The sequence below is a fragment of the Streptomyces sp. NPDC006335 genome, from assembly GCF_040612795.1.
Lineage (GTDB): Bacteria > Actinomycetota > Actinomycetes > Streptomycetales > Streptomycetaceae > Streptomyces.
On sequence record NZ_JBEXQX010000014.1, the window covers coordinates 140,809 to 159,296 of the forward strand.

14 protein-coding genes and 2 pseudogenes are annotated in these 18,488 nt (G+C 71.2%); 1 reads left to right on the top strand and 15 read right to left on the bottom strand.

The window, feature by feature from the left end:
• Window positions 1–29: 29 nt before the first annotated feature.
• The 9 genes and pseudogenes from ABZ098_RS32180 to ABZ098_RS32220 form a co-directional block, all read right to left on the bottom strand.
• On the bottom strand, window positions 30–167 hold the full coding sequence (locus ABZ098_RS32180) for a hypothetical protein (protein ID WP_356597162.1): 138 nt from the start codon (window positions 165–167) through the stop codon (window positions 30–32).
• Complete coding sequence (locus ABZ098_RS32185; protein WP_356597164.1) at window positions 164–2,473, bottom strand: molybdopterin cofactor-binding domain-containing protein; 2,310 nt, start codon at window positions 2,471–2,473, stop codon at window positions 164–166. Before ABZ098_RS32185 ends, ABZ098_RS32180 begins: the two co-directional genes overlap by 4 nt.
• Window positions 2,470–4,440, bottom strand: coding sequence for a 2Fe-2S iron-sulfur cluster-binding protein (locus tag ABZ098_RS32190; RefSeq protein ID WP_356597166.1), 1,971 nt, complete (start codon window positions 4,438–4,440; stop codon window positions 2,470–2,472). Before ABZ098_RS32190 ends, ABZ098_RS32185 begins: the two co-directional genes overlap by 4 nt.
• Window positions 4,437–5,330, bottom strand: coding sequence for an FAD binding domain-containing protein (locus ABZ098_RS32195; RefSeq protein WP_356597168.1), 894 nt, complete (start codon window positions 5,328–5,330; stop codon window positions 4,437–4,439). The genes ABZ098_RS32190 and ABZ098_RS32195 overlap by 4 nt, the downstream gene beginning before the upstream one ends.
• A gap of 245 nt (window positions 5,331–5,575) precedes the next feature.
• On the bottom strand, window positions 5,576–7,189 hold the full coding sequence (locus ABZ098_RS32200; RefSeq protein WP_356597297.1) for a beta-N-acetylhexosaminidase: 1,614 nt from the start codon (window positions 7,187–7,189) through the stop codon (window positions 5,576–5,578).
• Between the two features lie 10 nt (window positions 7,190–7,199).
• Window positions 7,200–8,048 (bottom strand): annotated as a pseudogene (locus ABZ098_RS32205) (carbohydrate ABC transporter permease).
• 56 nt (window positions 8,049–8,104) lie between these two features.
• Window positions 8,105–8,499, bottom strand: a pseudogene (locus ABZ098_RS32210) (ABC transporter substrate-binding protein); the annotation flags it as partial.
• Window positions 8,500–8,662: 163 nt separating this feature from the next.
• On the bottom strand, window positions 8,663–8,944 hold the full coding sequence (locus tag ABZ098_RS32215) for a DUF3039 domain-containing protein (RefSeq protein WP_053846429.1): 282 nt from the start codon (window positions 8,942–8,944) through the stop codon (window positions 8,663–8,665).
• A gap of 29 nt (window positions 8,945–8,973) precedes the next feature.
• Window positions 8,974–9,546: a YqgE/AlgH family protein gene (locus ABZ098_RS32220; protein WP_020139023.1), complete on the bottom strand. Its 573-nt coding sequence runs from the start codon at window positions 9,544–9,546 to the stop codon at window positions 8,974–8,976.
• Window positions 9,547–9,800: 254 nt separating this feature from the next.
• Here ABZ098_RS32220 and murA point away from each other — a divergent pair, with 254 nt between their 5' ends.
• Complete coding sequence (gene murA, locus ABZ098_RS32225) at window positions 9,801–11,147, top strand: UDP-N-acetylglucosamine 1-carboxyvinyltransferase (RefSeq protein WP_356597170.1); 1,347 nt, start codon at window positions 9,801–9,803, stop codon at window positions 11,145–11,147.
• A 101-nt stretch (window positions 11,148–11,248) separates the two neighbouring features.
• Here murA and ABZ098_RS32230 read toward each other — a convergent pair whose 3' ends face one another.
• The 6 genes from ABZ098_RS32230 to ABZ098_RS32255 form a co-directional block, all read right to left on the bottom strand.
• On the bottom strand, window positions 11,249–11,530 hold the full coding sequence (locus tag ABZ098_RS32230) for an HU family DNA-binding protein (RefSeq protein WP_007382399.1): 282 nt from the start codon (window positions 11,528–11,530) through the stop codon (window positions 11,249–11,251).
• 327 nt (window positions 11,531–11,857) lie between these two features.
• Complete coding sequence (locus ABZ098_RS32235) at window positions 11,858–13,273, bottom strand: NAD-dependent malic enzyme (RefSeq protein ID WP_356597173.1); 1,416 nt, start codon at window positions 13,271–13,273, stop codon at window positions 11,858–11,860.
• Between the two features lie 300 nt (window positions 13,274–13,573).
• On the bottom strand, window positions 13,574–16,042 hold the full coding sequence (locus ABZ098_RS32240) for a UvrD-helicase domain-containing protein (RefSeq protein ID WP_356597174.1): 2,469 nt from the start codon (window positions 16,040–16,042) through the stop codon (window positions 13,574–13,576).
• Window positions 16,043–16,105: 63 nt separating this feature from the next.
• On the bottom strand, window positions 16,106–16,873 hold the full coding sequence (locus ABZ098_RS32245; RefSeq protein WP_356597176.1) for a zf-HC2 domain-containing protein: 768 nt from the start codon (window positions 16,871–16,873) through the stop codon (window positions 16,106–16,108).
• Window positions 16,874–16,932: 59 nt separating this feature from the next.
• The gene (locus ABZ098_RS32250; RefSeq protein WP_010039908.1) at window positions 16,933–17,454 is read right to left on the bottom strand and encodes a sigma-70 family RNA polymerase sigma factor; all 522 of its coding nucleotides are present in this window, start codon (window positions 17,452–17,454) and stop codon (window positions 16,933–16,935) included.
• Between the two features lie 319 nt (window positions 17,455–17,773).
• The gene (locus ABZ098_RS32255) at window positions 17,774–18,358 is read right to left on the bottom strand and encodes an ABATE domain-containing protein (RefSeq protein WP_356597178.1); all 585 of its coding nucleotides are present in this window, start codon (window positions 18,356–18,358) and stop codon (window positions 17,774–17,776) included.
• Between the last annotated feature and the right edge of the window lie 130 nt (window positions 18,359–18,488).

Below are 18,488 nucleotides of genomic sequence, written 5' to 3' on the forward strand. Positions count from 1 at the left end.
GCGGTCCCCGACGGTCGGCGGCACCTCGCTCACGCGAAGTACACGCCGCCCACCACGACCACGATCGCCGCCACCACGAACAGCAGGATCCACAGCGCCAACTTACCGAGGCCCGGCGGCGGTTCGTACTCGCGCGGCTCCTGCGGATGCTGTCCCGGAGTGCTCATCGTTCCGTCACCACCGCGGCCTGCGGTCGGATCGGCAGCCGGTTGACCGGACGGCCCGTGGCCGCGCGTACGGCGGAGGCGACGGCCGCCGGTGACGTGACCACCGGCACCGCGCTGGCCGCCTTCGCGCCGAACGGGGCGACCACGTCCCGCTCCTCGACCAGCTTGACGATCCGGATCTCCGGCGCGTCCAGGGCCGTCGGCAGGGCGTACCCCGTGAGGTCCGGGTGGCGGATCAGCCCGCGCGCGGTGCGCAGGTTCTCCGTGAGCGCTATCCCGACGCCCTGGGTGACGCCCGCTTCGATACGGGCCTCCAGCTGGGCGGGGTTGAGGATCCGGCCCACGTCCTGGGCGAGCGCCAGCTCGACCACGCGGACCGAGCCGAGCTCGATGTCGACGTCGACGACCGCGCGGATCGCGCAGAACGCCATGCCGACGAAGGCGTCGCCCTGACCGAACTCGTTGAGGGGCTCCGTCGGGTGCGGGCGGCACTGGGCGGTGGCCCACAGTTCCTTGCCGTCCATGGCCTCGGTGACGGTCGTCGACAGGACGCCGTCGTACGAGGTGATCTTGCCGTCGGTGATCTGGAGCAGCTCGGTGGACATGCCGAACTTGTGCGCCAGGGGCTGGAGCAGTTGGGTGCGGACCATTTTGGCCGCGCGTTCGACCGCGCCGCCCGAGACCCAGGTGTGGCGGCCGCGCGCGCCCGGTCCCGCCGGGGGCTGGTCGGTGTCGACGGGGGCCACGTGGACCTCGTCGATGCCGAGCGTCTCCTGGACGATCTGGCGGGCCAGCGTGGTGAAGCCCTGGCCGGTCTCGACGGCCGCGCAGAGCACCGTGGCGACCCCGTCCTGGACCCGTACGGTCGCCGTGGAGACCTCGTCCGCGCCCTCCGCGCCCAGCATGTGCACCATGCCGAGGCCGTAGCCGACGCCCCGGCGGATCGCGCCCGGTTCGCCCGCGCCCTCGGGGCCGCCGGGCAGCAGCCACTCGTCCTCGGGGGTGTCCTTGGGCAGCGCGGGCAGCGGGAAGTCCCGTACGGCCTGGAGCAGTTCGGCGACCGGGGCCGGGCAGGTGACCGTCTGGCCGGTGGGGAGGACGTCACCGGTGGCGAGGGCGTTGCGCAGGCGCAGTTCCGCCGGGTCGACGCCCAGCTTCTTGGCCAGCTTGTCCATCTGCGCCTCGTAGGCGGCGCACACCTGCATCGCGCCCTCGCCGCGGACATGGCCGGAAGGCGGGTTGTTGGTGCGCACGGCCCAGCCCTCGATGAAGGCGTTCGGGACGACGTACGGGCCGCAGGCGAAGCCCACGGCGGCGGCCAGGGCCTCCGAGGAGGTGTCGGCGTAGGCGCCCGAGTCGAGCAGGATCTGCGCCTCGACCTTGACCAACTTGCCCTCGGCATCGGCGTGGTGGCGGTAGCGGAGCAGCGTGGGGTGGCGGTGCACGTGGCCGAGGAAGGACTCCTCGCGCGTGGCCGTCAGCTTCACCGGGCAGCCGGTCTTGAGCGCGAGCAGGCCGAGCGGGAGCTGGAAGCCCTGGTCCTCGCGGTCGGCGGTGGCGCCGGGGACGCCGGTGACGACGACCTTGACGCGCTCGGGTTCGAGGCCGTAGCAGGCGGCGGCCGTGTCGCGGTCGGCGTGCGGGTCGGTGGAGGCGAGGTAGAGCTCCACGCCGCCGTCGGGACGGGGCACGGCGAGGCCGGCCTCGGCGCCGATGGGGGCGGGGTCCTGGCGGCCGATGCGGTACTGGCCCTCGACGACGATCTCGCCGGTCACGGCGGGGTCGCCGTGCTGGAGCGGGATGTGTCGGACCAGGTTGCCGTCGGGGTGCAGGGGCTCGGCCTCGAAGGCCTGCTCCGGGTCGGTGACCGGGTCGAGCACCTCGTACTCGACGATGACGGCGGCGGCGGCCATGCGCGCGGTGTCGGGGTGGTCGGCGGCGACGGCCGCGATGGGCTCGCCGTGGTGGCGTACGACCTCGGAGGCGAAGACCGGGCGGTCGGCTCTGCCGCGGCCGTGCACCGGTCTGCCGGGGACGTCCTCGTGGGTGACGACCGCGCGGACTCCGGGCATCTCACGCGCGTGGGAGGTGTCGATGGACACGATGCGCGCGTGCGCGTGCGGGGAGCGCAGGACGGCCGCCCACAGCAGTCCCTCGGCCCACAGGTCGGCCGCGTAGGGGAAGGTGCCCTCGGTCTTCGCGCGCGCGTCGGCGGGCGGCAGGGAGACGCCGATGCCGTGCGGAATCGGCTCGGGGGCGGGTGCTGCCTCCGCGGCGGTGGTCGCGGTGGCGGCTTCGTTGCTCACGCCTGGCCTCCGTCCTGTCCCTGTCCGTACGCCTGCTCATGCGACCCGGAGGCGTTCGGGAACCCCGGGGAGTCGAACGCCGACGGGTGGACGCTTCCGCCTCCGGGGCCCGCCTGGTGCGGAATACGTCCCTCGTCGCCGTCCGTCTCAGCGTCGCCCGTCGCGTGGGCCTCGCGCTCGGCGACGACCTCCTTGACGGCGTCGACGACGCCCCGGTAGCCGGAGCAGCGGCAGAGGTTGCCGCACAGCGCCTGGCGGGTCTCCAGCTCGGTGGGCGCGGGGTTGCCCTCCAGCAGGTCGTGCACGGTCATCGCCATGCCCGGCACGCAGAACCCGCACTGCACGGCGCCGCACCTGGCCAGCGCCCGCTGCACGTCGGAGGGCCGGCCGTCCTCGGCGAGGCCCTCGACGGTACGGACCTCGCTGCCGGCGGCGGTCACGGCGGGCACCAGGCAGGAGGCGACGAGCCGTCCGTCGACCTGGACGTTGCACGCCCCGCACTCGCCCTGCGAGCAGCCGTCCTTGGCGCCGGCGAGTCCGAGCCGCTCGCGCAGCACGTAGAGCAGCGACTCGCCGATCCAGGCGTCGGTGACGGGGCGGTCGACGCCGTTGACGCGCAGGACGTAGGAGGCGAGGGGGTGTTCCTCGCCGGGGTGCGCGGGCGCCTGGTCGTCGGGGTCGTCGTCCGGGTCGGCGGCGTGCTCCTCGGCGGCTTCCGGCGCCGGTTCCTCACCGGCCGCCGCGGGGGCGTGCTCGGCGTGCTCGGTACCGGGCTCGGCGGGGCCGTCAGCGGCCTCTACGGCCTCTTCGGCGCCCTCGGGGTCCTGGGGGGCCGCCGGCGCCTCTCCGAGGCGGGGTGAGGGCTGTGCGGCGGCTGCGGAGGGGCCGTTCCCGTAGGGCTCGGCGGGGTGGGAGGGCTGGGAGGTGCCGTGCGGCCCGGCAAGGTCGGTGCCGTGGCCGTCGGTGTCGGTGTGCGGCCGCGTGGAGTCCTGGGCCGCCTCGTGGGAGACCTCGCCGGACTCGGGCCGCTGCGGGGCGTCGGCGACCGCGTGGCTTGCGAACTGCGCGGCGGACGCCAGATGCGCGTCACCGGCGGGACCACCGTGCCGCTCGTCGGCCTCGCCGCCCGGCCCCTCTCCCTCACCCGCGGGCACGTGCGCGTGACCGTCGCCCACCACACCCGCGTGACCGTCGCTGAGCGGGACCACGTGACCGTCACCGACCGGACCGCCGTGACCGTCCCCGAAACCACGCCCGTGGCTGTCCTCGAAGCCGCCACCGTGGCCGTCGCCGTGCGGCACGTGCGTGTGCTGTTCCCCGGGTACGCCGGGTACTCCAGGTGTCCCAGGTGCCCCGGATTCTCCCGGTTCCCCGACCGGTCCGCCGTGCTCGGGACCCACTCCCGGTCCGCCCTGGGGCTGATCCCCCCACGGCTGGGCCGGCTGAGTCGCCCAGGGCGCGGCCGCACCGCCCGGCAGGGTCGCCGGAGGGGTGCCGCCCCACTGCTCGACCAGGGACGACGTGGTGAACTCGCCCGATTCGTCCGGGAGCTCACCGCCGGCGACGGGGATCGACCACTGGCCGGTGACGTCGTGGCCCGGCGCGGGCGCGGCCGCGGTGTCCTCGACCTGCCACTGCTGGGTGGTCGCGGGGTTGTACGTGAACTGCCCGGTCTGGCCCTGCGGCAGGGTGCTCGGGTCGGGCCACTGCGCACCCTCGGCCGGTACGGCCCAGCCGCCGGTGCCGGCCGGGTCGGTCCCGTCGCCCGGCGTGGCCGTTATCTGCGGCGGCACATAGCCGTGACCGGGCGCGGCGAGCGGGCTGTCCGTGGAGGCCAGGAGGGCGTCGATGCCCCCCTCGGGGAGTTTCACGAAGGCGGTCGCGCCGTCGTCGTAGTCGCCCTGGGGCAGCGGGTCCCAGCGGCCGGCGGCGCGGGGCGTGCCCTCTCCGTGCTGGTCGTCGGTCACGACAGTGCCCTCCCCAGTGCTCGTCGGGCCAGCGCGGCGACGGTGCGCCGCAGGTGCAGAACCGCGGGCGGATGCTGCGGCACGGAGCCGTCCGGGGCCGGTGCCGGGTCCGGGATGCAGGCCGCGGCGACGTACTCGCCGAAGGCCTCCAGGGCCTCCGGGACGATCGCGCGGTTGTTGTCCCAGTCGATGAGCCGGGCGACCCACTGCTCGGCGTCCAGGGGCCGCAGCGGCATCGGCGCTATGGCGCCGACGGCGCACCTGACCCCGCGCCGGGCCGGGTCGAGGACCAGCGCGACGGAGGCCATCGCGCGGCCCGGGCCGGTACGCCCTGTGACCTTGAGGAAGACCTGCGGGGCGTGCAGCAGCGGCACGCGCACGTAGCCGATGAGTTCGCCCGCGCGCAGCATCTCCATGCCGGCCAGCAGGTGCGAGACCGGCATCTCCCGGCGGGCTCCGTCGGGGCCCGCGATGATCAGCGTGGCTTCGAGGGCGGCGAGGACGGGCAGCGCGTCGCCCGTGGGGGCCGCCGAGGCGATGTTGCCGCCCAGGGTGCCCGCGTTGCGGATCTGCGGCGGGCCGGCGGCACGGGCGGCGGCCGCGAGCGCGGGAATGAGGGCGGCGAAGTCGGGGCGGCCCATACGCGCGTGCGTGAGCCCGGCGCCGAGCAGGGCGTGCCCGTCCTGGTACTGCCAGCCGCGGATCTCGCTGATGCGCCCGAGGCCCACGAGGGCGGCGGGCCTGAGCTGCCCGGAGTTGACGGCGGCCATCAGGTCGGTGCCGCCGGCGACGGGGACGGCGGCGGGCATCGCGGTGAGGGCCGCCACGGCCTCGTCCAGTGTCGTGGGCAGCGTGACGGCCTGCGCCGCCTGCGGTGCGTGCGTGGTCAAACCGGCTGCCCCTTCCCGCTGCCCCACCTGGTCCTGCTGGTCCTGCCTGCTTGTTGCCGTACGGTACGTGCTGACAGGGCGGACGTGGCAACTCTGGCACATCTTCGCGACACCCGAGGACAGGGGTCCGTCAGGAGGCGTTCGGCGGCTTGCGCCCGCCCCACCAGGGAGATGGTCCGTTTTCGCACGGGATCGCCCGCACATGACGATTGACACTCTTCGGTGACTCTTGAGGGCTTTTTCCCCTACCTGTTCGGGGGCGCCCCCTCGATGGGACGGCCGAGCACTCCGGGCCGCTTCTGCCACGGCAGCGGCCCCGTGGGCGGCCGGTAACCCACGCCGAGGGCGTCGAGCAGTCGGTAGTGCGCGGTCATCCGCCGCTCGAAGTCGGCGAAGTCCCGTTCCGCCGGGGCGGGCAGAGCGCTCCAGGCCACCTCGGCGAAGGCCACGAGCCGCGGGAACGCCTGGTAGTCCACGCGCGCGTGATCCTCCATCACCTCGGTCCACAGGTTGGCCTGCGTGCCCAACACGTGCGCGGCCTCCTCCGGGGTGAGCTGCGGTGGCACCGGTTCGAAGCGGTACACGTCCTCCAGGGTGCGGACGTATCCGATCGGCACCGGCTCGTCCGGGCCGGCGTCCTGACGGTGGTCCAGGTAGACGTGCTGCTCGGGGCACATGACGACGTCGTGGCCGGAGCGTGCGGCGGCGATCCCGCCCTGGTAGCCGCGCCACGAGGAGACGGCCGCCCCCTCGGCGAGTCCGCCCTCCAGGATCTCGTCCCAGCCGATGAGCCTGCGTCCGCGCGCGGTCAGCCACCGGTCGAAGTGCCCGATGAACCAGGCCTGGAGCCCGTCCTCGTCGGCGAGGCCGAGTTCCTCGATGCGGGCCCGCGCGGTGGGCGACCGCCGCCACTGGTCCTTGAGGCATTCGTCGCCCCCGACGTGGAGGAACTCCGAGGGGAACAGCTCCAGGAGTTCCTCGAACACCCCCTCGTAGAAGCGCAGGGTGTTGTCAGTGGGGGCGAGTACGTTTGCGGAGATGCCCCAACTGTCCCAGACCGTGAGGGAGGACGTGTCGATGACATCGGTGTTGCCGAGTTCCGGGTACGCGGCGATGGCGGCCTGCGAGTGTCCGGGTACGTCGATTTCGGGGACGACGGTGATATGCCGTTCGGCCGCGTAGGCGACGATCTCCCGGATGTCGTCCTGCGTGTAGAAGCCGCCGTGCGGCTTCTCCTCCCACAGCGGTGAGGCCCGGTGGCCGAATTTGGTGCGCGCCCGCCATGAGCCCACCTCCGTGAGGCGCGGGTACCTCTTGATCTCGATCCGCCAGCCCTGGTCGTCCGTCAAGTGGAAGTGGAAGACGTTGAGTTTGTGCGCGGCCATCAGATCGAGGTAGCGCAGGACTCCGTCCTTGGGCATGAAGTGCCGGGCCACGTCGAGCATGAGGCCGCGCCAGCGGAATCGCGGGGCGTCCTGAATGTCGGTCAGGGGGAGCCGCCACTGCCCGCCGGGCAACGGGGCACGGCGGAAGGCGCCGGGGCCCAGCAGCTGCCGTAGCGTCTGGGCGCCCCAGAACAGGCCGGCGGGGCCGCCACCCATGAGGTGCGCCCCGTTCGGCCGGACTTCCAGTCGGTAGCCCTCCTCGCCGAGGTCCTTGGTGACCATCGGGTGGATGGACAGGCGGACGACGTCGTCCCCCTCCCCCGGTGGCAGGGGGAGCCCGGTGGCGGCGCCGAGCGTGGCGCGCAGCCAGCGCTCCGTCCGCTCCGCGCCGTCGCCCGCCACCAGCTTGGTGTCCGGGCCCAGTTCGAAGAAGCGGTCCCCATGGACCTGCGCATGCCTCGGCTCGGGAATCACATCGATCACGTCAGTCCTTGACCGCTCCGCCCAGCCCCGAGACCAGGCGTCGCTGTACGAGTACGAAGAACACCAGCACCGGAATCGTCATCACCGTCGACGCGGCCATGACCCCGCCCCGGTCCGGCTCGTCCGGCTTGTGGAAGACCAGCAGGGCCATCGGCAGCGTCGACTGCGAAGTGTCGCTGATGATGAACGACTTGGCGAAGAGGAAATCGTTCCAGGCCGAGATGAAGGAGAACACGCTCGTGGCCACCAGGCCGGGGAGGACGAGCGGGAAGAGAATCCGCCACAGGAATCGCGCGCGGCTCGTCCCGTCGATGTACGCGGCCTCCTCCAAAGCCTCCGGTACGGCCTTCACGAACCCCCTCAGCATCCAGATCGCGAAGGGCAGCGAGAAGGCGATGTGGGGCAGCACCAGCGAGCCCAGCGTGTTCAGCAGACCGAAGTCCCGCATCTGGAAGAACAAGGGGATGGCGAGGGCCTCCACGGGCACCATCTGGGCCACCAGAAACATGATCAGCAAGGTGGTCCGGAAGCGGAAGCGGAATCGTGTCACGGCGGTCGCCGCGAGAAACGCGATCAACGCCGAGACGATCACGACAGTGCAGGAGACGACAAGGCTGTTGACGAAATACCGACCGAAATTCTGCTGCCCGAACACGCGCCGGAAGGAATCCAGCGAGGGCGCGAGCGTTCAGGGCCGGGGCTCGCTCGACTCGATCTCCCCGGCCGGTTCGAAGGCGCCGAGGACCATCCAGTAGAGGGGGAAGGCGACGACGAGCGCGATGAGCAGCGCCGAGACCTCGGCGGCCGTCCGCCAGGGCCGCCGCGGAAGATTCAGCCCCAGGAGATTCACAGGTCCTCCCCCTGTCGGTGGAGCAGCCGCAGGTACACCAGCGTGACGGCGAGCAGGTACAGCGCCCGGACGCCGACGTAGAAGGGCGAGCCGTAGACCTTGCCGGCCACGGTGACCGAGGTGCTCGCCGTGGGGTCGGTGTCCTTGGCCTCGCTCCAGCCGGTGAACTCCTCGGTGACGTCGAGGAGTCCGCCGTCCTTCACACAGCCGACGACGTCGACCTTCGTGCCCTCGTGGGCCTTCTCGAAGGCGGTGACGACGGAGTCGACGACCTTCTCCCTCGGCTTGTTGCCGACCTCCTGGAAGAGCCAGACGCGCAGGGTGCCGGTCTTCTCGTCCTTGTCGAGGCGGAGTTGGAGGAGGTCCGGGGCGCGCAGGCGGTGACCACGAGCGCGGCCAGGAGCAGGGCGGGGAGGCGGGGGAGCGCTTCATGGAGTGATCCTCCCGACATGCGTTGCAGAATATGCAATGGCAATTTCGCTCAACGCAACGGAGGTTATGGCTTGCATGAACACGCCCACAAGAGGTCTCGACCACTTCGTGACACGCAAAAGGCCTCCGGGGCGTGCGGAACACGCCTCGGAGGCCTCGCGAAGCTCAGCCGGGCAGAACGGCTACTTGTCGCCGCCCTTGCCCTCGTCGTCCCCGGAGCCCATGGACTCGTAGATCTCCTTGCACATGGGACACACGGGGTACTTCTTGGGATCGCGGCCGGGTACCCACACCTTGCCGCACAGCGCCACGACGGGGGTCCCGTCGAGGGCGCTCGCCATGATCTTGTCCTTCTGGACGTAGTGGGCGAAGCGCTCGTGGTCGCCGTCGCCGTGGGAAGTCTGCGGCGTGGGCTCGACGAGGGTCCCCGTACCAGTCCCGCGCTCGGGCTCGAGAGTGCTCATACGCCCAAGAGTACTGAAGCTCACATGGATCAGTTCAGCGAAGGGTCGTCCGGGTACGTGGCCACCATCGCCAGTTCGTTGCGCTGGCGGCGCAGCACCTCGCGCCAGAGTCTCTCGGGGGCCGGGGAGGAGACGTCGCCGGGTTCCGACTCGACGACGTACCAGGCGCCCTCCACCAGCTCGTCCTCCAGCTGGCCGGGGCCCCAGCCGGCGTACCCGGCGAAGATGCGCAGGCTGCCGAGGGCCGAGGCGAGCAGCTCGGGCGGGGCCTCCAGGTCGACCAGTCCGATCGCGCCGTGCACTCTGCGCCAGCCCAGCGGAGCCCCGTCGACGGCCCCGCCGCCGGGGATGACGGCGACCCCGAGGGCCGAGTCCAGGGAGACCGGGCCGCCCTGGAAGACGACACCGGGTTCACCCGCGAGGTCGGCCCAGCCCTCCAGGATGTCCCCTACGTCCACCGGGGTGGGCCGGTTGAGGACGACACCGAGGGAGCCCTCCTCGTCGTGGTCGAGAAGGAGCACCACCGCACGGTCGAAGTTCGGGTCCGCCAGGGCGGGCGTTGCCACGAGCAACCGCCCTGTGAGCGAGGACACCTCGGTCATGCCAGACATGATCCCGCATCTTCCCTCCGCGTGGGGAGGCAATGCCCGTTCGGGAGTGGATGCAGCTCAGAGCGCACCGGTGCGCCCCACGCGCACGCCCGGCGCCGGTGACCCCATGTGCCCGGCGCCTAGCAGGCCGTGTTGTGACAGAGCTATGACGTGACTGGGCGGCACTTGGGCTTACAGAAGGGGGGTGGGCGGCGATTACCCTTGTCCCTTCCGGCCCCTGCCCCACTCATCGGAACGCGAGATACATGACCGTCAACGGCTCTGACGACGTACTGCTTGTCCACGGCGGAACCCCGCTGGAGGGCGAGATCCGTGTCCGCGGTGCGAAGAACCTCGTACCGAAGGCCATGGTCGCCGCCCTGCTGGGCAGCGAGCCGAGTCGACTGCGCAACGTTCCGGACATCCGTGACGTGCGTGTCGTACGCGGGCTGCTGCAACTGCACGGTGTGACGGTCCGTCCGGGTGAGGAACCGGGCGAGCTGGTGATGGACCCGACGCACGTCGAGAGCGCCAACGTCGCTGACATCGATGCCCACGCGGGTTCCTCGCGGATCCCGATCCTGCTGTGCGGTCCGCTGCTGCACCGGCTCGGGCACGCCTTCATCCCCGGCCTCGGCGGCTGTGACATCGGCGGCCGGCCCATCGACTTCCACTTCGAGGTGCTGCGGCAGTTCGGCGCGACCATCGAGAAGCGTGCGGACGGGCAGTACCTGGAGGCGCCGCGGCGGCTGCGGGGCACGAAGATCGCGCTGCCGTACCCGTCCGTCGGCGCGACCGAGCAGGTCCTGCTGACGGCCGTCCTCGCCGAGGGTGTCACCGAGCTCTCGAACGCGGCGGTCGAGCCGGAGATCGAGGACCTCATCTGCGTCCTTCAGAAGATGGGCGCCATCATCGCGATGGACACCGACCGCACGATCCGCGTCACCGGTGTGGACAAGCTCGGCGGCTACAACCACCGTGCCCTGCCGGACCGCCTGGAGGCCGCCTCCTGGGCGTCCGCGGCGCTGGCGACCGAGGGCAACATCTACGTCCGCGGCGCCCAGCAGCGCTCGATGATGACGTTCCTGAACACCTACCGGAAGGTGGGCGGTGCCTTCGAGATCGACGACGAGGGCATCCGGTTCTGGCACCCCGGTGGCCAGTTGAAGTCCATCGCGCTCGAAACGGACGTGCACCCGGGCTTCCAGACCGACTGGCAGCAGCCGCTGGTGGTCGCCCTCACCCAGGCCACGGGCCTGTCGATCATCCACGAGACGGTCTACGAGTCCCGCCTCGGCTTCACCTCCGCGCTGAACCAGATGGGTGCTCACATCCAGCTGTACCGCGAGTGCCTGGGCGGCTCGAACTGCCGCTTCGGCCAGCGCAACTTCCTGCACTCGGCGGTCGTCTCGGGCCCCACCAAGCTCCAGGGCGCCGACCTGGTCATCCCCGACCTCCGCGGCGGCTTCTCGTACCTGATCGCGGCCCTGGCGGCCCAGGGCACGTCCCGGGTCCACGGCATCGACCTGATCAACCGCGGCTACGAGAACTTCATGGAGAAGCTCGTGGAGCTGGGCGCGAAGGTGGAGCTGCCGGGCAAGGCACTCGGCTGACAGGTTCCCGCACACGACGATGGGGCGGCCACCCGGTTCCGGGTGGCCGCCCCATTGACGTTACTGAGACGTGTACGTCGTCCCGAGACGCACCGTCGGACCTACTTGCCCTTGGCGGCTTCCTTGAGCTTGCTGCCCGCCGAAACCTTGACGCTGTAGCCGGCCGGGATCTGGATCGGGTCACCGGTCTGCGGGTTGCGCGCGGTGCGAGCGGCACGGTGGGTGCGCTCGAAGGTCAGGAAGCCGGGGATGGTGACCTTCTCGTCGCCCTTGGCGACGATCTCGCCGACGGTCTCGGCGAACGCGGCCAGAACGGCGTCGGCGTCCTTGCGGGTCACCTCGGCGCGGTCGGCCAGCGCGGCCACCAGCTCACTGCGGTTCATGTTGTTACTCCCGTGTTCTTCTTGCCGTTGGGGTGTGCCTCGCGGCGGTGCCGCACACGAGGCACAGCGAAGCCGATGCGCTCGCGCCCAGGGACGCATCCTGCCCCTACCTGCTGCGGGAAAGCCAATCCGGCACCCGTAGGACTCGCATGAACACCCTAGGGGGTCACACGAACAGAGGCCTGGGCGTGGCGCCACCCTAGAGGGTGGCGCGAAGCGCCCGGTTTCGCGACGCGCCGGGCCGGAGGACCGCCGTGGCAATCCTCACAGCCGAACAAACATACGACTACCACTGTAGACGCGGCTCCCCGGACCCGGCCGGGGGCCCTACGCCGTCGCGCCCGCGGCCTTCGCCGCGTCCCGCACCGCGCCGGCCACCGCGCCCGCGACCTTGTCGTTGAAGACGCTCGGGATGATGTAGTTCGGGTTCAACTCGTCCTGGGTGACGACGTCCGCGAGGGCCTTCGCGGCCGCGAGCATCATCTCGGTGTTGACCGTGCGCGACTGGGCGTCCAGCAGACCGCGGAAGACACCCGGGAAGACCAGCACGTTGTTGATCTGGTTCGGGAAGTCGGAGCGGCCGGTGGCCACGACGGCCGCCGTCTGACGGGCGATCGCCGGGTCCACCTCGGGGTCGGGATTCGCGAGCGCGAACACGATCGCACCCTCGGCCATGGCGGCCACGTCGGCGCCGTCCAGGACGTTGGGGGCCGAGACTCCGATGAAGACGTCGGCGCCGCGGACGGCCTCCTTCAACGTCCCGGTCAGGTTCTCGAGGTTGGTGTTGTCGGCGATCCAGCGCAGCGCCGAGCCCGGAGCGGCGTCGACGAGGTCCTCGCGGCCGGCGTGCACGACACCGTGGATGTCGGCGACGACGGCGTTCTTGACGCCGGCGGCGATCAGCAGCTTGAGGATGGCCGTACCGGCCGCGCCGGCGCCGGACATGACGACCCGGATGTTCTCGATCGCCTTGCCGGTGACGCGCAGCGCGTTCGTCAGGGCGGCGAGGACGACGATCGCGGTGCCGTGCTGGTCGTCGTGGAAGACGGGGATGTCGAGGGCCTCGCGCAGCCGGGCCTCGATCTCGAAGCAGCGGGGCGCGGAGATGTCCTCGAGGTTGATGCCGGCGAACCCGGGGGCGATGGCCTTGACGATCTCGACGATGGCGTCGGTGTCCTGGGTGTCCAGGCACAGCGGCCAGGCGTCGATGCCGGCGAACCGCTTGAAGAGGGCCGCCTTGCCCTCCATGACCGGGAGGGCGGCCTTGGGGCCGATGTTGCCGAGGCCCAGCACGGCCGAGCCGTCCGTCACGACCGCAACGGAGTTGCGCTTGATGGTGAGGCGGCGGGCGTCCTCGGGGTTCTCGGCGATCGCCATGCACACGCGGGCCACGCCCGGGGTGTAGATCATCGAGAGGTCGTCACGGTTGCGGATGGGGTGCTTGGACTGCATCTCGATCTTGCCGCCGAGGTGCATCAGGAACGTACGGTCGGACACCTTGCCGAGCGTGACGCCCTCGATGCCGCGCAGCTCCTCGACGATCTCGTCGGCGTGCTTGGTGGAGCTGGCCGCGATGGTGACGTCGATCCGGAGCTTCTCGTGACCGGACGCGGTGACGTCGAGGCCGGTCACCGAGCCTCCGGAGGACTCCACGGCGGTGGTGAGCTGCGAGACGGCGGTTCCGCTCGCGGGCACCTCCAGCCGGACCGTCATCGAGTAGGAGACGCTGGGCGCCGTTGCCATGGCCGACTTCCTCTGCTTTCACCTGTGCTGCTGATGCCGTCCGATCGTCGCACCTACTGATGGGTAGGCGTTAGCCGCACTGGATTGCGGACGTTTTGTTCACGGAGGCGTTCATGCGAAAGAGGCCCACGTCACATGGACGTGGGCCTCTCGTCAGGTCAATGACACCGACCCGCCATGCTCGCCTCGCGGCAAGTGGTCGCTCGTAGCGACGAAGGTTGGGCCCGGGGGCTTGGATCGGGCCGGTGTCACATCCAGGCTAACAAACGGATCCCGAAAGACCATTCCCGTGCGGAGAGTTCAATCTCTCAGCAGATCCGGCACGCCCTGAGCGTTCGGCTGGTCGCGTTCCGCCGAGACGACCGTGAGCTGCTGGGTGGCCCGGGTGAGGGCGACGTAGAGCACCCTGAGTCCGGCGGGCGACTCGTCGGCGATCTCGGCCGGGGAGACGACGACCGTGGCGTCGTACTCCAGGCCCTTGGCCTCCAGGCTGCCGAGCGCCACGACGCGGTCGCCGAGTCCGGTGAGCCAGCGGGCCGCCTCCTCGCGGCGGTTCATGGCGACCACGACACCGACGGTGCCGTCGACGAGGCCGAGGAGCCGGGCGGCCTCCTCGCGGACGGTCTCGCCCAGCGACCTGCGTGCGACGGTGAAGCGGGGCTCGACGCCGGTGGACCGTACGGCTCGCGGGGAGACGGAGCCGGGCATGGCCAGCGCCAGCACCTTCGCCGCGAGGTCGGCGATCTCGGAGGGATTGCGGTAGTTGACGGTGAGCTGGAAGCGGCGGCGGGGACGGGTGCCGAGGGCCTCGTCGCGGGCCTCGGCGGCCTCGTCGGGGTCGGACCAGGAGGACTGGGCGGGATCGCCCACGACCGTCCAGGTGGCGTGCCGGCCGCGGCGGCCGACCATGCGCCACTGCATGGGCGTGAGGTCCTGGGCCTCGTCGACGATGACGTGGGCGTACTCGACGCGTTCCTGGGCGAGCCGTTCGGCCCGCTCGCGCTGGGTCTCCTCGCGGACCGGCATCAGCTCCTCCAGGCCGGTGAGCTGGTCGAGCGGGTCCAGCTCGCGCCGCTTGCGGGGGCGGGCGGGGGCGCCGAGGAGCGCCTGGAGCTCGTCGAGCATGGCGATGTCGTGCACGGTCAGGCCGTCCCGCCGGAGCGAACGGGCGACCCTGCGGACCTCGCCGGGGTTGAGGATGCGGCGGGCCCAGCGGCCGAGCCGCCGTTCGTCGGCCATGGCGGCGAGGACGGCCTTCGGGGTGAGCTCGGGCCACCAGGCGTCGAGGAACTCGATGAAGCTGTCCTCGGAGGTGATGTCCTCGTCGAACGACGACCGCAGCTCGGCGGCCAGCTCCGGATCGGTGTGCCGGGACCCGGCCCCGGAGCGCGCCCACAGCGCGTCCAGCAGCAGCTTGCGGGCCCGGGGCCGCAGCAGGTTCACGGGCGCGGTACCGCCGAGGGCGTTGCGGCGGACGCGGTCCAGCTCGTCCGCCTCCAGCTCCAGCCTCCGCCCGAAGGCGACGACGCGCAGGCGGGTGGGCGGCCCGGAGGGCCTCGCGGATACGGCGGTGTCGGCGCCGTTCCCTTCCCCGGGACCACCCTCGAACTCCCCGGCGTCCCCGAAGGCGAGTTGCCCGGAGTCGGGGCGGCCGGATTGGGAGCGGCGGGATTCGGAGCGGCCGGAGTCGGGGTGGCCGGAGGCCCTGCCCGAACCGTCCGCGCCCAGCTCCAGCACCCCGCGCGCGGCCTTGCGCAGCACCTTCAGCATCCGGTACGAGCCCTTGGCGCGGGCCACGGCCGGGGAGTCGTACAGCGTGGCCTCGACGCCGTCGACCAGGGAGCCGATCGCGCGGATGGCGACCTGGCCCTCCTCGCCGAGGGAGGGCAGGACGCCCTCGGTGTAGGCGACCAGCAGGGGGGTGGGCGAGACGATGAGGATGCCGCCGGAGTAGCGGCGGCGGTCCTGGTAGAGCAGGTAGGCCGCGCGGTGCAGGGCGACCGCGGTCTTGCCGGTGCCGGGCCCGCCCTCGACGTACGTCACGGACGCGGCGGGGGCGCGGATGACGAGGTCCTGCTCGGCCTGGATGGAGGCGACGATGTCCCGCATGGTGTGGCTGCGGGCCTGGCCGAGCGCGGCCATGAGGGCGCCGTCGCCGATGACGGGCAGTTCGTGGCCGTCGAGGAAGGCCTTGAGCTCGGGGCGCATGAGGTCGTCCTCGACGCCGAGGACCTTGCGGCCCTTGGAGCGGATGACCCGGCGTCGTACGACACGCCCGGGATCCACCGGAGTGGACCTGTAGAAGGGGGCCGCGGCGGGGGCCCGCCAGTCGATGACGAGCGGCGCGTAGTCGGAGTCCAGGACCCCGATCCGGCCGATGTGCAGGGTCTCCGCGATGTCGGCGGTGTTGTCCTCGCGGACCGCGCCCTCAGCAGGCTCCACGGCGGTGTAGGCGCCGTCGGGCCCCTTCTTGCCGTCCTTGCCGGGGAGCAGGTCGATGCGGCCGAAGAGGAAGTCCTCGAACTCGTTGTTGAGCCGGTTGAGGTGGACGCCGGCCCGGAAGACCTGGGCGTCCCGCTCGGCGAGCGCGCCGGGCGTGCCGACCTGGCCGCGCTTGGCCGCGTCGTTCATCAGGAACTCCGCCTCGTGGATCTTCTCCTCGAGGCGCCGGTAGACCCGGTCCAGATGTTCCTGTTCGACGCTGATCTCACGGTCCCGAACCGAGTCCTGAACCGAGCCGACCGCGGTTGGTTGAGCCTGAGCGGCCACCGGGCCCCCTTCTGACGTGCTGGGCAGCCGTCAACCGTACGCGAAGGGGGCCCCGGCGGGAAGTCAGGCGTCGACCTGGACGAGCTTGTTGCCCTCGGAGTCCACGACCTCGAAGTGGTCGATCTCGTTCTGGGCGGGAGCGACGGCGCCGCCGATGTAGAGCGGCTTCTTGGACTCCGCGGTCTTGCCGTCCGGGATGCCGTAGCCCCACTTGCCGACGGACCAGGTGGAGGCCGTCCAGCGCTCGCCGTTGGTGCCGACCGCGATCAGGGAGCACTTGAGCGGTCCCTTGACGCCCTTGAGCTCCAGGCCCAGCGAGGTGCCCCAGGCCTTCTCCTGCATGGCGACGGTCGCGCTGACGCCGGTCGAGGAGTCGGTCGCGGTCACCTTGTCGCGCATGGACTCGAAGAGTTCCTGGGGGGTGGCCGCCAGGACCTGTCCCTGCTTGGGCCCGCCGTCCGAGTCGCCGCCGCTCGCCGCCATCGCGACGAACGGGCCGCCGATGATCAGCGCGGCCGCGGCCGCGACCATGTAGAAGCTGCGGCGCCGCTTCTGCGCCCGGCGCTCGGCGACCTCGTCGACGAGCTTGTTCACGATCCGCGGGCTGGGCTTGGCGGACAGCGACTCCCCGATCGCGGGGGTGCCGGAGCCCGGCAGGTCCGCGAGGGCGGCGAGCATCGGCTCCATGCCGGCGAGCTCGTCGAGCTGTTGCGCGCACCATTCGCAGGTCGCGAGATGGGCCTCGAAGGCGGTGGCCTCGGCGTCGTCGAGGATTCCGAGGGCGTAGGCGCCGACGGTCTCGTGCTCGTTCGGCACCGGAGATCCCATCATGGAGCCAGACATACCCGAACCACCTGTGCCGAATCCCTGGTTACCCCCGTAAACACCCATCACGCCGTCACCCCCCGCTCCTCCAGTGCGAGCTTCATCGACCGCAGGGCGTAGAAGACCCGCGAGCGGACGGTGCCGCTGGGGATGCCCAGTGTCTCGGCCGCCTCGTTGACGGTACGCCCCTTGAAGTACGTCTCGACGAGGACCTCCCGATGGGCGGGGGTCAGGTCGTCGAGCGCGTCCGACAGCGTCATCAACCACAGCGCCTTGTCGATCTCGTCCTCCGCGGGGATGACCTCCAGCGGCGACGGATCGACCTCCTGCGGCCGGGCCTGCCGGCTGCGGTGGCCGTCGATGACGATGCGCCGGGCGACCGTCACCAGCCAGGGGCGTACCGATCCGGTCGCTCGATTGAGCTGTCCGGCGTTCTTCCAGGCACGGATGAGCGTCTCCTGCACCACGTCCTCGGCTCTCTGGCGGTCTCCCGCAACCAACCGAAGGACATACGCAAGGAGAGGCCCGGCGTGCTCCCTGTACAGGGCACGCATCAGCTCCTCATCAGGTTCCGAGGGCTGGGACATGCGATGTCGGGCCCTCGATCCACGTTCATTGGCCACGACAGAATCCTTGCGCACGCCCACCTCCGATGTCCGGGGGTTCCCCCAGTCGGTCGCTCGACTACGGGTACGGACGCGATGAGTTGGGTGTTCAAAGTGCGACGACAGTTTTCTTCTGAGTGACGTGACGAGACAGGACATGCGCGCACATTCCCGCCGCGCGATCTTTACATTTCCGCCACACAGGCAAGATCACGACTACGGCCCGTGAGGTTGAGCGAGTAAACGAGATGTAATCGAAATCACTTCGACAGCCGCTCCACAGAAGAGACATAACGGTCAGTCAGGTGCGCGAGAGAGCCGCGCGCCGACGATGCCGGGCCACTCTTTCCCGGTTCCCACAGACCTCACTGGAACACCAGCGCCTCCTGCGCCCCCGTGAGGTGTCCAGGTAGACGATGGGGCAGTTGTCCCCTTCGCACTCTCTGATCCCGGCCCTCGCGACCGGGTCCGTCAGCAGTCCCACGGCGTCCCTGGCGATGGCCCCGAGCAGTGCCGCGCAGTCGGGCGGACCGTCCAACGCGCGCACCAGCGAGCCGTCCTCGTCCGGTACCGCGCGCGGGGCGGGCGGCGCGGCACGGGCGGCTTCGTTGACGTGGGCGAGCGCGAGGTCGTAGCCGTGACCGGGGGCGCCCCGCACCAACTGTCCGATACGTTTCCGCAGTTCTCGGAAGGCGACGAGCCAGGAGGGGTCCGCGTGTGTCAGGTCCGTGCCCTCGGGCACCAGTCCGGAGCCGACGATCCAGGCGCCGAGCACCTCCGTCGAGTCGAGGCGTTCCTCGGGGTGGGTGGTCGCGAGGAGGTCGAGACAGATCCGTCCGGCGTCGAACCGCAGCTCGTACGCGACCGTGGCCGTACCCAGTGCCATGTGCCTGTCACCGCCTAGGGGTGCCCCGGTTCGTCAGGGGTCGGTGAGGTGCTTGGAGGCTGTGCGGGGCTGTTCGGGGCTCCCTCCCACAGTGCCTTCCCGCCCCCTCCGCCGGAACCCCTCGTACCGG

Bases quoted from the DNA above. Each gene is read 5' to 3' on its own strand.
- ABZ098_RS32180 (WP_356597162.1), bottom strand. From the start codon at position 167: ATGAGCACTCCGGGACAGCATCCGCAGGAGCCGCGCGAGTACGAACCG.
- ABZ098_RS32215 (WP_053846429.1), bottom strand. From the start codon at position 8,944: ATGAGCACTCTCGAGCCCGAGCGCGGGACTGGTACGGGGACCCTCGTC.
- ABZ098_RS32220 (WP_020139023.1), bottom strand. From the start codon at position 9,546: ATGACCGAGGTGTCCTCGCTCACAGGGCGGTTGCTCGTGGCAACGCCC.
- murA (WP_356597170.1), top strand. From the start codon at position 9,801: ATGACCGTCAACGGCTCTGACGACGTACTGCTTGTCCACGGCGGAACC.
- ABZ098_RS32230 (WP_007382399.1), bottom strand. From the start codon at position 11,530: ATGAACCGCAGTGAGCTGGTGGCCGCGCTGGCCGACCGCGCCGAGGTG.
- ABZ098_RS32235 (WP_356597173.1), bottom strand. From the start codon at position 13,273: ATGGCAACGGCGCCCAGCGTCTCCTACTCGATGACGGTCCGGCTGGAG.
- ABZ098_RS32245 (WP_356597176.1), bottom strand. From the start codon at position 16,873: ATGATGGGATCTCCGGTGCCGAACGAGCACGAGACCGTCGGCGCCTAC.
- ABZ098_RS32250 (WP_010039908.1), bottom strand. From the start codon at position 17,454: ATGTCCCAGCCCTCGGAACCTGATGAGGAGCTGATGCGTGCCCTGTAC.
- ABZ098_RS32255 (WP_356597178.1), bottom strand. From the start codon at position 18,358: ATGGCACTGGGTACGGCCACGGTCGCGTACGAGCTGCGGTTCGACGCC.